Origin of the sequence: Knoellia flava TL1 (genome assembly GCF_000768675.1) — a bacterium.
Classification (GTDB): domain Bacteria; phylum Actinomycetota; class Actinomycetes; order Actinomycetales; family Dermatophilaceae; genus Knoellia; species Knoellia flava.
This window is the reverse complement of record NZ_AVPI01000011.1, coordinates 41,677-56,772: the sequence shown is the minus strand read 5'-3', so window position 1 is coordinate 56,772 and position 15,096 is coordinate 41,677. Positions and strand designations below refer to the sequence as shown.

The window sequence follows — 15,096 nt, the reverse complement described above, 5'->3', positions numbered from 1 at the left end:
GCGTCCGCCGGGGGTTCGGTGCATCCGTGGTAAGACGCGGCAATCGTGGTGTCACCTTCTGCCAAAGCCCGTGCCCCGTATGCCGGCCCGCGCGGAGCGTGCGACCCGCACCTCCTCAGCGCAGTGCGCTACGACCCAGGCGGACGAGCACCCACGACGCGGTGCCGAGGATGGCAAGGGTCGGCACGAGGTTGACGATGTGCGGACCGATGAGAGCCATCATGAGCCAGACGACGAGCGAGAGGGCGAGGATCGTCGCCGGGAGGAGGCCGATCGCCGCCGCCTTCTCACGCGAGGTCCAGCGTGTGCTCGTCGCGGTCAGGACGGACACCACGACCCAGGGAAGCGCGACGATCGGCAACGCCATGAGGATCTCGGCGGCGTGGAGCGCGCCGAAGAGGACCGGCAGGAGCAGCAGCACGATGCAGAGCGCGTTGACCGCCACCGCGACCATCGCGGGCAACGGAGACCCGGGGTGACTCGGGGTGACGGCGAGAGGTGGGCGGCCGGCATACGCCTCGTCGGCGACCGACTCGGGTGACCCGAGGTCGGCGAGCACGCGGCGGACGTCGGCGTCGGTCGACCCGGGTGGCAGGGTCGCGTCGAGGTGCTCGTGCACCCCGGCGAGGACCTCGGCGCGCTCGCCCGGCTCGACGCCGTGGAGCATGAGCTCGAGGTCGCGCAGCCAGGCGGCGACGAGTGGATGCGTCGTGGCAGGAGTCATGCTGGGCCCCCTTGGATGGCGGAGTCGACCGCGTCCCGGAACGGCTTCCAGGTGCGGGTGAAGGTGTCGAGGGCGGTGCCCCCGTCGCGGGTGAGGGAGTAGTAGCGCCGGGGCGGTCCCTCGGCGGACTCGCGCCACGTTGTGTCGACGAGCCCGGCCTTGCGGAGCCTCGCGAGGAGGGGATAGAGCGTGCCCTCGCCGGAGAGGAGGATCCCGTCGGTGCTGAGCCGGCGGGCGATGTCGAGGCCGTAGAGCTCGTCGTCGCGCAGCATCGCGAGCACGCAGTACTCCAGCGCACCGCGTCGCAGGTGTGTCAGGATGGCGTCGTCGCCGGGTACCATGCGACACAAGATAGCGCACCAAGGCGAGGCGCGGCAGGGTCCTGCGGGGGAGTGGCGTCAGTAGTCGGTGCGGTCCGTGGTCCGGGCCCAGGCGTCGAAGGGCTCGTGCGACCGCGGCGTCGGCACGTGGAGCCGGCGCAGCGGCCAGGCGGCGAGGTCGGGCGTGGGGTCGAGGAGCCCGTGGAAAACGGCGTCGTCGAAGCCCGCCCCTGCCGCGGCGTGCCGGTCGGCGGCGTGGACGACGGCGTCGACCCGCGCCCACAGGGCGGCGGAGAGGCAGAGCGGACAGGGCTCGCACGACGCATAGACCGTGGCGCCGACGAGCGAGAAGTCCCCGGCAGCGCGGCAGGCGGCGCGGATCGCGACGACCTCGGCGTGGGCGGTGGGGTCGAGGGTCGCGGTGACGCGGTTGGCCCCCTCGCCGACGACGACGCCGTCCCTGACGACGACCGCGCCGAACGGGCCACCGCCGTCGGCGACGTTGGCGATCGCGAGGTCGACCGCTCGGTCGAGGAAGGTCTGGTGGTCGGTCACCGGCTCATGGTGCCACTGGCTCCGACGCGGCACGCATGAGGACCTCACGCCAGGTGTGCGGCTCGCGACCGAGGAGCGCGCGCAGGGCGGCCGGGTCGCCGACGAGCCCCTCGCGGTCATAGCTCCGGAACATCGCGGTCAGGTCGTCGCGGGCCTGCTCGGGCAGGGGAGCGCCGGCGCCCTCGAGCCACTCCCGCAGCGGCACGACCACTGCCTCGACGGGCCGCCCGAGAACCTCGCCGGCGACCGAGGCCATCTCGCGGACGGACAGCCGCTCGGGCCCGGCCAGCTGGTGGGTCGCCCCCTCGTGCCCGTGCCCCGTGAGCACCCGCCATGCGACCTCGGCGACGTCGTCGAGGTCGACGTTGGTGAAGGGCGTGTCGAGCGAGTAGGGGACAGAGATGCACCCCGCGAGGGCCGCGTCGACGAGGTTCTGGTGGTAGGCCGCGGGGCGCAGCACGGTGGCCGTCGGCAGCACCTCGCGGACGACCCGCTCAGCCTCGCCCTTGCGCACGTGGTGCGGCATCGACGCGTCGTCGGGGTGCAGCACGGAGTGGAAGACGAAGCGCGAGATGCCCTCTGCCGCAGCGGCTTCGACGACCCGGCGGGCCATGCCCACCTCGTCGGGGTGGACGTTAGGCGCGAGGTGGTAGACCGCGTCGACACCCGCCACCGCGACCGGCAGGCCGGTTCCCGACACGAGGTCGAGAGGCACGACGTGGACCGACGCGCCGGCATACGGCGTGCTCGTCGACCCGGGACGCACGGCAGCCCGCACGACGACACCACGCGCGAGCAGGGCCCGCGTCACGGCACGGCCCGTCTTGCCGGCCGCACCGATGACGAGGACCTCGCTCACGTCGTCACATCCAGTCGAACTCGCTGGCCGTCGCACCGTCCGGCGCGAGCTGCGCGTAGCCCGGTCCACGGTCGAAGAACGGCTCGTCCGAACGCTCCTCGCGCATCCGAGCGCGCAGATCCTCGCTCGCCTCGACGTCGATGCTCACGACGTCCTTCTCGCCGGACGCGACGACGCCGTATGCCGTCCGCGCACCCTCGAGGGACACCTTGCCCCAGCGCAGGTCGCGCTCGACCTCGTCGAGGGGACGGTCGAGGGGGTCGCCCCAGCCGCCGCCGCCGGTAGTGCGGATGCGGATGACCTGTCCGGCCTTGACCGGCTCAGCGTCGGCGAGGGCCTCGACGACGCGCTCGTCCGGCCCACCCACGTCGATGGTGACGTGGAACGGCATACCGGCCTTGCCGCCCTTGACGCCCCAGCAGGCGAGGATCGAGCGGTCGGCGATCGACATGAAGTGCGCGTCCTCGAGCATCCGGATGTGCTTCTCGTAGCCGAGGCCGCCGCGGTAGCGACCGGCACCGCCGGAGTCGACCGCGAGGCCGAGGCGCTCGACGATGAACGGGAAGCGCGACTCGGTGAACTCGGTGGGCAGGTTGCGCGAGTCGGGCACGACGTGGATGGTGTCCTCGCCGTCGGCGTAGTAGCGGCCACCGGAGCCGCCTCCGAGGACCTCGCGCATGAGGTAGTCGTTGCCGTCGCGGTCCTTGCCGTAGACGCCGGTGTAGCGGATCGTCTCCTGGTCGGCGGGCATCTGGCCGTCGACCGCCTTGGCGACGACGCCGGCGAGCACACCGAGCAGGCGCAGGATGACGAAGGTGCGGGCGTTGGTCGGTGCCGGGTAGATCGGCGTGAGGAGCGTGCCCTTCTCGGGGAAGCGCATCTCGATGAGCGGCACGATGCCCTCGTTGACGTCGAGCTCGGCCATCCGCTCGGGGGTGTCGGCGAGGTTGCGCAGGATCGGGGCGAGCCACTTCTTGAGGAAGTTGCCGCCGACGTAGTCGCCGCAGTGGTTGATGGGTCCCTTGGCCTGGGGCGCGGTGCCGGTGAAGTCGACGATGAGGCGCGGGCCGCCGCGGAAGTTCGTCTCAGGGTCGGCCGGGGCGTCGTCGACCTTGGTGAGCGTGATCCGCTGTGTGTGGAGCTGAGGCTCGTCGACGCCGTCGTGCTCGGCGTAGTCCTCCCAGACGTAGGTGCCGGCGGGGATCTTCGACAGGATCTCTCGGCGATAGGTCTCGGTCGTGCTGTCGAGGATCGCGTCGAACGCGGCCTCGACGCTGTCGCGGCCGTACCGAGCGAAGAGGTCCGAGAGTCGGCGGGCGCCCATGAGGCAGGCAGAGCACTCGGCGTCGAGGTCGGCGGCGAGGCTGTCGGGCATGCGCGAGTTGCGCGTCATGATGCGCAGCGCGGCCTTGTTGGGCACGCCGGCGTCCCACAGCTTGATCGGCGGGACCGAGAGGCCCTCCTCGTGGACGCTCGTCGCGTTGCTCGGCATCGACCCGGGGACGGCGCCGCCGATGTCGTCGTGGTGGCCGAAGGCCTGGACGAACGCGACGACTGCACCGTCGTGGAAGACGGGGACGGTGACGCAGAGGTCGGGCAGGTGGCCGATGCCGCCCTCGGACTCGTAGACGTCGTTGTGGAAGAAGACGTCGCCCTCGCGCATCTCCTCCAGCGGGAAGTCACGCGCGATGGGGTGGACGAGCGCGCTGTAGGAGCGGCCGGTGAGCTTGCGCAGCTGGCGGTCGTGGATGCCTGCGCGGAAGTCGTGGGCGTCGCGGATCATGGGGGAGCGCGAGGTCCGGGAGATCGAGGTCTCGACCTCCATCTCGACGCTGGCCAGGGTGCCCTGCACGATCTCGACGAGGATCGGGTCGACGGCGCTGCCGGGGTCGGTGAGCCGCTTGCCGTGCTCGTATGCCGTGGGCAGGCCGGCCGGGTTGACCGGCGGTCCCGACGGGGCCTGGGGCGCCTGAGCCGTGGTGCTCACTTGTCCTCCTTGGTGATGACGAGGTTGCCGTAGGTGTCGACGCGGACGACGAAGCCGGGGTGGACCGGCACGGTGGAGCCGAACTCCTCGATGATCGCGGGGCCGGTGACGACGTCGCCGGCGGCGAGGTCGGGGCGCCACCAGACACCGGTGTCGACGTAGCCGTCCTCGGCGTCGAAGCACACCTGACGGGTGGACCGGTGGGCGCGCTCCTGCGCCGATCCGCCTTCGGCAGAGGGCAGCTCGCGCAGCTCGGGCCGGGTGATCGGGCCGACCCCGGTGACGCGGAGGTTGACCCACTCGACCTGCTGGCTGGGGTCGTTCCTGAAGTCGTAGCCGTAGAGCTGGCGGTGCTCGTCGTGGAACGCCTCGGCGACCTTGGCGGCATACGCGTCGTCGACGGTCGCGTCGGCCGGTGCGGTGACTCGCACCTCGTAGGCCTGGCCGAAGTAGCGCAGGTCCACCGTGCGGGTGAACTGGTGCTCCTCGGCCGCGAAGCCCTCCTTGGCGAGGGCGGCCGCGGCGCGGTCGGTGAGCGAGGCGAAGGTCTTCTCGATCGCCGCGTGGTCGAGCGCGGTCTGCTTGGCGACCTGCGTCTGGACGTAGTCGTTCTTCACGTCGACGGTGAGCAGGCCGAAGGCGCTGACGTTGCCGGGGTTCGGCGGGACGACGACACCGGCGAGGTCGAGGATGTCGACGAGGCGGCAGGCGAGCAGCGAGCCGGAGCCGCCGAACGTCGTGAGCATGAAGTCACGGACGTCGAGGCCGCGCTTGACGCTCACCTGGCGCAGGGCGTTGGCCTGGTTCCACGCCGAGATCTCGAGGATGCCGGTGGCGCAGCGCTCGAAGTCGAGGCCGAGTCGCTCGGCGAGCGCGGTGATGCCCGCGCGGGCCGCGTCGACGTCGAGCGGGATCTCGCCGCCGAGGAGGTGCGGGGGGATGCGGCCGAGGGTGACGTGGGCGTCGGTGATCGTGGGCTCGGTGCCGCCCTTGGCGTAGCAGAGCGGTCCCGGGTCCGCGCCGGCCGAGTGCGGACCGACCTTGAGCGCTCCCTCGGGCGAGACCCACGCGATCGAGCCGCCGCCGGCGCCGACCGTGACGACGTCGATCATCGGGATCTTGCTCGGGTAGGCGCCCACCGTGCCCTCGGTCGTGAGCGTCGGCTCGCCGTCGAGGACGACGGAGACGTCGGTCGAGGTGCCGCCGCCGTCGCAGGTGAGGATCTTGTCGAAGCCGGCCTTCTGGGCGATGAGCGCGGCTCCGAGGGCGCCGGCGGCGGGACCGGAGAGGACGGTCGTGATCGGCTGGTGCACGACCTCGTCCGCGGAGAGGACGCCGCCGTTGGACTTCATGATGTAGAAGGGGATCTCGCGGCCGGAGCCCTGGGTGAAGCCGTCGAGCCGCTCGTGGATGTTGGTGACGTAGCGGCTGACGTTGGGCTTGACCGCGGCGTCGACGAGGGTCGTCATCGAGCGCTCGTACTCGCGGTACTCGCGCAGCACCTCGCTCGAGATCGAGACGACGGCCTCGGGGTGCTCCTCGCGCAGGATGTCGCGCATCCCCAGCTCGTGCTCGTCGTTGGCGTAGGAGTGCAGGAAGCAGACGCCGATCGTCGTGATGCCGTGCTCCTTGAACCAGCGGGCCGCGGCGACGGCGCCCTCCTCGTCGAAGGCGCGGATCTCGTTGCCCTCGAAGTCGAACCGACCACCGACGGTGCGCACGGCGTCCGCGGGGACGATCCGCGCGGGCTTCACCCAGAAGTAGGAGTTGCCGTAGCCGTCGGGCACGGCCTGGCGGGCGATCTCGAGCATGAACTCATAGCCCTCGGTCGTGATGAAGCCGAGCTGCTCGACCTTGCCCTCGAGAAGCTTGTTGGTCGCGACGGTCGTGCCGTGGCAGACGGCGGTGATGTCGTCCCCGCTCGCGCCGAGCAGGCCGAGAACCTTGTCGATCCCGTTGATGAAACCGTCGGCGGGGTTGCTGGGGGTGCTCGGCGTCTTCGTCGTGACGAGGTCGCCCGAGTCCTCGTCGAAGGCGACCACGTCCGTGAACGTGCCGCCCGTGTCGATGCCGATCCGAATGCGTCGCGAAGCCATGGCAGAGATTCAAGCCCGGTATGCCGGGGCCTCGCCTTGTCAATGAATGCCAACGGATCGCGGGTATCGCCTCAAACCCCGCCAACCGCCCCGCGGGTCCCCGGGAGCACCTCCCACGACTCATTGCGCAGGAGCGACGCGAAGGCCCCGGATCCGGGGTCCCTGGCGTCGCTCCTGCGCAATCAGTCGGGGTCGGTCAGTCGCCCTCGGGGACGTGGTCGGGGCGGGGGCCACCGTGCGGGAACGACGTCTTCGCCGGCGACTCGAGCTCCTCGCGGTGGCCGCGGATGAGGTCGAGGTTGCGGTCGCGCAGGTGGTCGAACCCCTGGTGGATGTTGGACCCCGGTGTGAGCGACGAGAGCGCCGTCTCAGGGTCGAGCCGCGCCGACACCCAGCCCTCGTGAGAGGCCGCCTTGGCGACGATCGTCGCGTTGGGCGTGACGATGTGGCTGTTGCCGAAGTAGATGACGCCGGCCGGGTCGATGCCGGTCGCGTTGGCGCCGATGACGAAGACGTGGTTGTCGTAGGCCCGTGCCCGCGACGTCAGCTCCCAGATGTCCGCCGAGCGCAGCAGCGCCGAGGGGCGGCAGATGACCTCCGCGCCCTGCACCGCCTGGATGCGCGACAGCTCGGGGTAGTCGCCGTCGAAGCAGATGATCATGCCGATGCGGCCGAGTGCGGTGTCGGACACCGTGACCGTGTCACCGGGGGTGACCCAGCCGCCGCCGGAGACGGCCTCGGTGCAGAACGGGTGCGTCTTGCGATAGACACCGAGCAGCGAGCCGTCGGTGTCGCAGAGGATCGAGGCGTTGTAGACCACCCCGCGCTCGGGTCCGCGCTCGTAGGTCCCGACGCAGAGGACGATCCCGAGCTCTGCCGCCAGGTCCTGGAAGGGCTGCGACATCGCGCCCGGCAGCTCGCTCACGAGGTCCCAGAGGTCCTCGACCGAGCAGTCGGGCGTGAAGCCGGTCGTCGCGGACTCCGGCAGGACGACGAGCTCGGCCCCGGTCTCGGCGACGCAGCGCCGCACGAAGTCGAGGCAGCGCTCGATGTTGGCCTCGACGACCTGCGGGGTGAGCGACCCGCGCACGGGCGCGACCTGGATGGCAGCAGCAGTGAACGCACGCATCAGCGCCGACCTCCGATCAACCAGCCGACGACGACGCCGGCGAGGGCGACGCCCGCTCCGAAGAGGGCGCCCTGGACGAAACCCGGTCCGGAACCGGCGCCAGCGCCGGAAGCCGCGGACCCGGCATACACCGCCGTATGCCGGCCGCCCACCTCCGCGGGCGCGGCACCCGGGGCGCCGACCGCGGAGCCAGCGACACCCGCTCCGACGGGTGCGGCGGCGGGGCGCTCGCCGGCGATGTCGGCGTCGAGCGCGGCGAACATCTGGCCGGCCATCTTGCGGGCGACCCCGGCGAGCATGCGCTGGCCGACACCGCCAACCGGGCCGCCGACGGTGGCGTCGGCCTCGTAGGCGATGGCCGTCCCGCCACCCTCACCGGGCGCGAGCGAGACGTCAACGGTCGTCGCGATGGTGCCCGGCGCACCCGCGCCCTCGGCGCGCATCGTGAAGGCACTCGGCTCGGTGACGTCGGTGACCTCGACCTCGCCGTCGTAGGAGCCCTTGATCGCGGCGACCCCGGCGACGACCGTCATCGCGTAGCGGCCGGGCGCTTGCTCACGCAGCGACTGGCAGCCGGGGATGCACCGGGCGAGGACGGCCGGGTCGTGGACCGCGGCCCACACCTGCTCGGGGCTCGCCTTCATCGTCGCGTTGCCGGTGATCTTCATGCGGTCTCCTGGTTGGTGCGTGCGTGCTGGCGCCTCAGGTCCCACAGCTCGGTGGGGCTGATCGGCATCGAGCGGATGGGGAACCCCTCGGCGTCCTCGATGGCCGAGGCGATGACGGCGCTCACGGGGATCGTGCCCGCCTCGCCCGCGCCCTTGATGCCGAGCGGGTTGAGCGGGGAGGGCGTCTCGAGGTGGTCGGTCTCGATGTGCGGGACCTCGGAGGCGTAGGGGATGAGGAAGTCCATGAACGAGGCGTTGAGCAGCTGCCCGGTCTCGTCGTAGGCCATCCGCTCGTAGAGCGCGCCGCCGACCCCCTGCGCGACGCCGCCGTGGACCTGGCCCTCGACGATCATCGGGTTGACCACGGTGCCGCAGTCGTGGATGACGCAGTAGCGCAGGATCCTGATCTCGGCGGTGACGGGGTCGGTCTCGACGATCGCCGCGTGCATGCCGTTGGCGAAGGTCGCCTGCGTGGGGGAGTAGAAGTCCTTGCCCTCGAGCCCGGGCTCGTCCTCGTCGGCGACCGGCGGCTTGTCGGGGTCGAACGCGCCGGCGAACTGCGTGGCCGCCTTGGCCGACTCGTCGAAGGCGTAGCGCAGCGGGTTCGACATCACCGCGACGGTGGAGAGCGCGATCGACGCGTGCGGCGCGCCCTTGACGCTGATCGTGCCCTCCTCGATCTGGAGGTCGGCCTCGCTCACCTCGAGCGCGTCGGCAGCGATCCGCAGCGCCTTGGCCCGCACCGCGCGAGCGGCCAGCGCCACCGCGTTGCCCGACATGACGGCGCCGCGCGACGCGAACGTCCCCACGGCATACGGCATCCGGCGCGTGTCGCCGGTCGTGACGTAGACGTCCTCGATCGAGACGCCGAGCTCGTCGGCGACGATCTGGGCGAGGATCGTCTGATGGCCCTGCCCCTGCGTGGTGAGGCCGGTCGCGACGTTGACGCGGCCGCTCGTCTCCACGTGGACGTGCCCGCCCTCGTAGGGGCCGACGCCGGTGCCCTCGACGTAGCAGCCGATGCCGAGCCCGACCTTGCGCCCCTCGGCCTCCGCCTGCTCCCTGTATGCCGTGAAGTCGTCCCAGCCCACGAGCGCCTTGAGCTTGGCGAGCGAGGCGGGGAAGTCGCCGGAGTCGTACTTGAGCGGGCGGCCGTCCTGGAAGAGCAGGCCCTGGTCGTAGGGCATCTCCTCGGGCTGGATGAAGTTGCGGGAGCGAACCTCGGTGCGGTCGAGCCCGAGCTCGGCGGCGATGGCGTCCATCGTCCGCTCCATCGCGAAGCAGCCCTGCGGCCGGCCGGCGCCCCGATAGGGCGTCACGAGAACGGTGTTGGTGTAGAGCGACCAGAACTCGACCCGGTAGTTCTGGGGCTTGTAGGGGCCGAGCAGCTGCGTCGCGGTGATGATCGGGACGATGACGCCGTAGGGAAGGTAGGCGCCGTTGTCGTGCCAGAACCTCACGTCGAGCGCGAGCAGCCGTCCGTCGTCGTCGAACCCGACGGTGACCTGCTGGAGCTGGCCACGCTCGTGCGCGCTGGAGGTGAAGTGCTCGCGCCGGTCCTCGGTCCACTTGACGTCGTGGTCGAGGCGGCGGGCGGCCCACGGGATGAGGACCTCCTCGGGCCACGGGTGCATGATCTTGACGCCGAAGCCGCCGCCGACGTCGGGGGCGATGCACTCGACCTGCGCGAGGGGGAGCTGGAGCTTCGCGGCGACGGCGGCTCGCACACCTGTGCTCGTCTGCGTGGACGAGTGGATCCGCATCCGCTGCTCGTCCGAGTCCCAGTGTGCGAGAACGCCCTTGCCCTCCATAGGCATGCACGCGCTGCGCTCGATCTCGAGGTCGAGGGTGAGGGTGTGAGGCGCCGTGGCCATGGCGACCTCGACGTTGCCGACCTCCTGGAGCAGGTGGGCGGCGACGTTGCCCGGGGCGTCGTCGTGGACGAGGTCGTCGCCGTCGCGCGAGGTGGCGATGCCGACGACGGGCCTGAGGGGTTCGTAGGTGACGACGATCCGCTGGGCGGCGTCCTCGGCGAGGTAGCGGTCGCGCGCGACGACCATGACGACCGCCTCGCCGACGTGGTTGACGTCCTCCTTGGCCAGGGCGTGGCCGGTGCGGCCGGCGACGATGCTCGGGTGGGGGATGAGCAGCGGCAGCCGGTCCGCGGCGGGCCCGTCGAGGTCCTCATGGGTGAAGACGGCGACGACGCCGTCCACCTCGAGCGCGCCGTCGACGTCGATGTCGACGATGCGCGCGTGGGCGTGCGGACTGCGGACGAACGCGACCTCGTATGCCGTGTGCCCCAGGTCGTCGAGGTAGCGCCCGTTGCCGGTGACGAGACGGGGGTCCTCCTTGCGGAGGACGGGCGAGCCGAACTGGCGGGTCGTCACCGCGCACCATCCTCGTCGGCGCGCTCCCGGGTGATCTCGGCGGCGCGGACGACGGCCTTGCAGATGTTCTGGTAGCCGGTGCAGCGGCAGAGGTTGCCCGAGACGGCCTCACGCGCCTCGTCGATCGTCGGGTCGGGGTTCTCGGCGATGAAGGCGGTGATCGTCGTGACGAACCCCGGTGTGCAGAAGCCGCACTGGAGGCCGTGGCACTCGACGAACGCCTGCTGCACCGGACCCATGGAGTCCTGGGTGCCGAGCCCCTCGACCGTCGTGATCTCGTGCTCCTGGGCCGACACCGCGAACATGAGGCAGGAGCGCATCGGGTCGCCGTCGACGAGGACGGTGCAGGCGCCGCAGACGCCGTGCTCGCAGCCGACGTGGGTGCCGGTGAGCCGCAGGTCGTGGCGCAGGAAGTCGGAGAGGAGCCGGCGTGGCTCGACGGTGCGGGTGTGCTCGACGCCGTTGACGCGCAGGGTGACGTCGACGGTCGCTGGAGCGGTCTGGTCGAGGTCGGTCATGCCGCTCCTCCGGTGGACTCGATGGTCTCGGTGGTGAGTGAGGTCAGGGCGCGGCGAGTGAGCTCGGCCGCGAGGGCGCGCCGGTAGTCGCTGCTCGCATGGATGTCGGCCTCCGGCGCGATGGCGGCCTGCACGAGGTCCTCGACCGCGCTCCAGTCCGGCGACGAGACCGGCTGTCCCGCAACGGCGTCGGTGAGGTCGACGACCACCGGGATGTCGGTGACGGAGACGTAGGACGCGCGAGCGCTTCTGACGACGGCGTCCGCGCCGGCGCCCTCGACGTCGACCGCGAGGCCCAGCCCGGCGAGGGCGTAGTCACCGTGGCGGCGTGCGGACTCGACGAACGTCGTGCGCGTCCCGGGCGCGAGGCGCCCGAACCGCACCGCCTCGACGAGCTCGTCGGCCTCGAGCACCGTCTGGAGCGGCCCCTCGAAGAACTCGCCGGCCGCGATCTCGCGTCGGCCACGGGGCCCGACGGCCTCGATGACCGCGTCGGTGACGACGGCCACTGAGGGCATCTCGCCGGCTGCGTCGGCGTGGGCGATCGAGCCGACGGTCGTGCCCCGGTTGCGGATCGCCGGATGGGCCACGTTGCGGAGCGCCTGACGCAGGAGGGGGAGGACGGCATACGCCTCGTCGTGCTTCTCGAGCTGCGCGTGCCGGACGATGGCACCGACCCGGACGTGCGTGTCCGTGACGGTCACGGTGTCCAGACCCGCCACCCGGTTGATGTCGACGAGGTGCGCGGGCTGGGCGAGCCGCATGTTGAGCACGGGGATGAGGCTCTGCCCCCCGGCGAGGACCTTGCCGTCGTGCCCCACCTCGGCGAGGACCGCGACGGCCTCGTCGAGGGCGCGCGGGGAGTGGTGCACGAACGGTGCCGGTTTCACGTGGAGGCTCCTACCTGCTGCTCGTTGGGGGGAATGGCGCCGCCCCGCCCGGGGTCGGGCCCCGGGCGGGGCGGCGGCGTGGTCTCAGACGCGGCGGTCGCGATCGGGGTCGCGACGACCCTCGTCGCCCGGGTAGCCCGACTGGTAGAGGTCGTCGATGCCGTCCTCGTCACCGTAGACCCGGTCGCCGGTGGCGATCGCCGTGCCTCCGGCGGGGCCGACGCCGTCTGCGCGATGGCGCAGGTCGGCGGGCGCGATGGCGCGGGCCAGGTGGAAGGCGCCGATGGCGACGATCGTGCCGAGGGCGATGCCGCTCAGGGTGAAGTCGTCGGAGAACTTCATCTTGACGTCACCGATGCCGATGACGATGCCGGCCGCGACGGGGACGAGGTTGATCGGGTTCGCGAAGTCGACGCCGTTCTCCTTCCAGATCTTGGCGCCGAGCAGGCCGATCATGCCGTAGAGCACGACGGTGATGCCGCCGAGGACGCCACCGGGCACCGACGCCACGAGTGCGCCGAACTTGGGCGAAAGGCCGAAGAGGATGGCGACGATGGCCGCCACGTAGTAGGCCGCGGTCGAGTAGACGCGGGTCGCGGCCATGACCCCGATGTTCTCGGCGTAGGTCGTCGTGGGGGAGCCGCCGACGGCGCTGGCGATCATCGTGCCGACGCCGTCCGCACCGATGGCGCGGCCCATGTCCTTGTCGAGGTCGGCGCCGGTCATCTCGGCGACGGCCTTGACGTGCCCGGTGTTCTCGGCGATGAGGGCGATCACGGCGGGCAGCACGAGGAGGATGGCAGCGGTCGAGAAGCTCGGGCCGTGCCAGCCGGCGACCTCGGTGCCGTCGCTGTTGAAAATCGTCTTGGCCGGGAAGCCGAACCAAGCCGCGTCGCCGATGCCGTCGGTGTTCCAGCGGAAGTGGTCGGTGGCCTCGGTCGCGCCGCCGAGGACGGAGTTGATCTGGCCGACGGTCCTGTCGAGGATCCACGAGAGGGCGGTGCCGAAGATGAGCGCGAGGAAGATCGCGATGCGGCTGATGAAGCCCTTGAACGCGACGGCGCAGACGATCGTGAAGAGCATCGTCGCCAGCGCCACCCACTGGTCCTGGGGCCAGTAGATGTTGGCGACGACCGGCGCGAGGTTGAAGCCGATGAGCATGACGACGGCACCCGTGACCACCGGCGGCAGCACCTTGTGCAGGACGCTCGACCCGACGAAGTGGATGGCGAGACCGACGAGGGCCAGCACGAGGCCCGCGACGAGGATCGCTCCGGTGACCTCGGAGGAGTCGCCGCCCTGGGCGCGGATCGCTGCGACTCCGCCGACGAACGCGGCGGACGTGCCGAGGTAGCTCGGCACTCGGCCCTGGACGATGAGCAGGAACGCGATCGTCGCGATGCCGCTCATCATGATGGCGAGCTGCGGGTTGAGACCCATGACGAGCGGGAAGACGAACGTTGCGCCGAACATCGCGACGACGTGCTGCGCGCCGAGGCCCACGGTGCGTCCCCAGTCCAGACGCTCGTCGGGCGCAACGACCTCGTCGAGTCCGAGCGCGCCCTCCTTGACCTTCCAGCCGAGCCCAAGTGCCATCTGTGCCTACTTTCTTCAGCGGACGACGGGCAGGGAGTCACGTCGTCGTGGTTTCACAGGACGCTAGTTGGGCGGTCCTGCGGGGGCATTCGTCAATTCGTGACAGGGGAGCCCGTGAACCGTTGGCAACTCGGGGTGGCACGTGTCACACGGCTGTCACAGGCGTCATCGTGGCACGCCGCCCGGCTCGGCGGACCAAGTCGCGAGCAACTCGCCGAGGGCGAAGATTCGGGCTCCGGTGAGGGGCGCGTCGTCGGTCACCTGCGCCACTGCGACGGTGGTCGCCACCCCTCCCGCGTCGCCGAGCACCGTGGTCACCGCCTCGACGATCCCGGTATGCCGTCCCCAGCGTCCGCTGAGCACGACCAGTTCGGGGTCGAGCAGGTAGGCCTGGGCGAGTGCCACCTCGGCGACCGCGCCGGCGAGGGTGCGGGCCTGGCCGGTGCCGCGGTCGAGGTCCTCGAGGAGTGAGGCGACGTCGATGGACTTCGCGCCGTCCGTGAGGTAGCCGAGTGCCGCGACGCACTCCATGAGGGTGCCGCTCCTGGTCGTGCGGCTGGTTCGGTCGCGGACAAAGGTGCGGGAGTAGGCGATCTCGCCGGCGAGCCCACGGGCGCCGTGGAGGGGGCGGCCGCCGGCCCACATCGCGGCGCCCATGCCCTCGTCGAGATAGAGGTGGAGCACGTCGTCGACGCCCTGCGCGGTGCCCTCGGTGCGCTCGGCGAGCAGGGCCCAGCTCACGTCGTTGTCGACGACCGGGCGGACGGGGAGGACGTCGGCCAGAAGCCCGACCGGGTCGAGCTCGCCGACGAGGAACGGGCTCTCGGGCAGCTCGACGACCCGGCCGGTGCGCCGGTCGACGGGGTCGGCGACCGACACTGCGGCGGCGCGAACCGGGCCGGGGGAGTCCTCGGTGAGCGCACGGCATACGGCGGTGAGGGCACGGCCGAGTGAACCCGGGGTGACGGGTGCGTGCAGGGCGCGGCGACGGGTCGCGAGGATCCGGCCGTCGAGGGCGAGGACCTCGCCGACGACGCCCTCGGGGCCGGCCTGGACGGCGAGGGCGCATCCGGCGGCGTCGTTGACGGTGAGGTAGGTGCCGGCCCGGCCGCGCCCGCCCGCCGTGCGCTCGCCCTCGACGAGGACGCCGAGATCGAGGAGGCGGGCCACGCTCTGCGAGACGGTGGGCTTGGACAGGCCCGTGGTCGTGGCGGCACCGGCCCGGGTGAGCCGACCCGCGGCGGCGACGGCCGCGAGGACGTGCCGGTCGCTGAGCGAGCGGAGCAGGTCGAGCGAGGGCAGGTCGGTGGGCACGGGCCGTCCTTTCGTTAGGAGTCCTTGCAAAATAGCAGAGGCTGCCGCTA

The 15,096-nt window shown here is 71.5% G+C and carries 13 protein-coding genes; all 13 read right to left on the bottom strand.

Going from position 1 to position 15,096, the window contains the following annotated elements; all coding sequences use genetic code 11:
* Nucleotides 1–115: 115 nt before the first annotated feature.
* The 13 genes from N798_RS05115 to N798_RS05055 all read right to left on the bottom strand — a co-directional run bounded on the left by N798_RS05115 (nucleotide 116) and on the right by N798_RS05055 (nucleotide 15,046).
* Entirely contained in the window at nucleotides 116–724 is a 609-nt protein-coding gene (locus N798_RS05115; protein ID WP_035946785.1) for an HAAS signaling domain-containing protein, read from the bottom strand.
* Nucleotides 721–1,065 carry a PadR family transcriptional regulator gene (locus N798_RS05110; RefSeq protein ID WP_035946783.1) on the bottom strand — a complete coding sequence of 115 codons (345 nt, stop codon included), beginning with the start codon at nucleotides 1,063–1,065 and terminating at the stop codon, nucleotides 721–723. The genes N798_RS05115 and N798_RS05110 overlap by 4 nt, the downstream gene beginning before the upstream one ends.
* Before the next feature lie 57 nt (nucleotides 1,066–1,122).
* Nucleotides 1,123–1,599 (bottom strand): nucleoside deaminase, encoded by a 477-nt coding sequence (locus N798_RS05105; protein WP_035946782.1) that lies wholly within the window; start codon nucleotides 1,597–1,599, stop codon nucleotides 1,123–1,125.
* 4 nt (nucleotides 1,600–1,603) lie between these two features.
* Nucleotides 1,604–2,458: an NmrA family NAD(P)-binding protein gene (locus tag N798_RS05100; RefSeq protein WP_035946780.1), complete on the bottom strand. Its 855-nt coding sequence runs from the start codon at nucleotides 2,456–2,458 to the stop codon at nucleotides 1,604–1,606.
* 4 nt (nucleotides 2,459–2,462) lie between these two features.
* Nucleotides 2,463–4,445 carry a hydantoinase B/oxoprolinase family protein gene (locus N798_RS05095; RefSeq protein WP_198030711.1) on the bottom strand — a complete coding sequence of 661 codons (1,983 nt, stop codon included), beginning with the start codon at nucleotides 4,443–4,445 and terminating at the stop codon, nucleotides 2,463–2,465.
* Entirely contained in the window at nucleotides 4,442–6,541 is a 2,100-nt protein-coding gene (locus N798_RS05090) for a hydantoinase/oxoprolinase family protein (RefSeq protein WP_035946778.1), read from the bottom strand. Before N798_RS05090 ends, N798_RS05095 begins: the two co-directional genes overlap by 4 nt.
* A 196-nt stretch (nucleotides 6,542–6,737) precedes the next feature.
* On the bottom strand, nucleotides 6,738–7,670 hold the full coding sequence (locus N798_RS05085) for a carbon-nitrogen hydrolase family protein (protein ID WP_035946777.1): 933 nt from the start codon (nucleotides 7,668–7,670) through the stop codon (nucleotides 6,738–6,740).
* Nucleotides 7,670–8,338 carry an SRPBCC family protein gene (locus N798_RS05080; RefSeq protein WP_035946775.1) on the bottom strand — a complete coding sequence of 223 codons (669 nt, stop codon included), beginning with the start codon at nucleotides 8,336–8,338 and terminating at the stop codon, nucleotides 7,670–7,672. Before N798_RS05080 ends, N798_RS05085 begins: the two co-directional genes overlap by 1 nt.
* A complete protein-coding gene (gene cutA, locus N798_RS05075; protein ID WP_035946773.1) occupies nucleotides 8,335–10,728 on the bottom strand; it encodes an aerobic carbon-monoxide dehydrogenase large subunit in 2,394 nt (797 codons plus the stop codon). The genes N798_RS05080 and cutA overlap by 4 nt, the downstream gene beginning before the upstream one ends.
* On the bottom strand, nucleotides 10,725–11,246 hold the full coding sequence (locus N798_RS05070) for a (2Fe-2S)-binding protein (RefSeq protein ID WP_035946771.1): 522 nt from the start codon (nucleotides 11,244–11,246) through the stop codon (nucleotides 10,725–10,727). Before N798_RS05070 ends, cutA begins: the two co-directional genes overlap by 4 nt.
* Complete coding sequence (locus tag N798_RS05065) at nucleotides 11,243–12,136, bottom strand: FAD binding domain-containing protein (protein WP_035946770.1); 894 nt, start codon at nucleotides 12,134–12,136, stop codon at nucleotides 11,243–11,245. Before N798_RS05065 ends, N798_RS05070 begins: the two co-directional genes overlap by 4 nt.
* Nucleotides 12,137–12,220: 84 nt before the next feature.
* The gene (locus N798_RS05060) at nucleotides 12,221–13,732 is read right to left on the bottom strand and encodes a uracil-xanthine permease family protein (RefSeq protein WP_035946769.1); all 1,512 of its coding nucleotides are present in this window, start codon (nucleotides 13,730–13,732) and stop codon (nucleotides 12,221–12,223) included.
* A gap of 165 nt (nucleotides 13,733–13,897) precedes the next feature.
* Nucleotides 13,898–15,046, bottom strand: a complete 1,149-nt coding sequence (locus N798_RS05055) for an ROK family transcriptional regulator (protein WP_035946768.1) — start codon at nucleotides 15,044–15,046, stop codon at nucleotides 13,898–13,900.
* Between the last annotated feature and the right edge of the window lie 50 nt (nucleotides 15,047–15,096).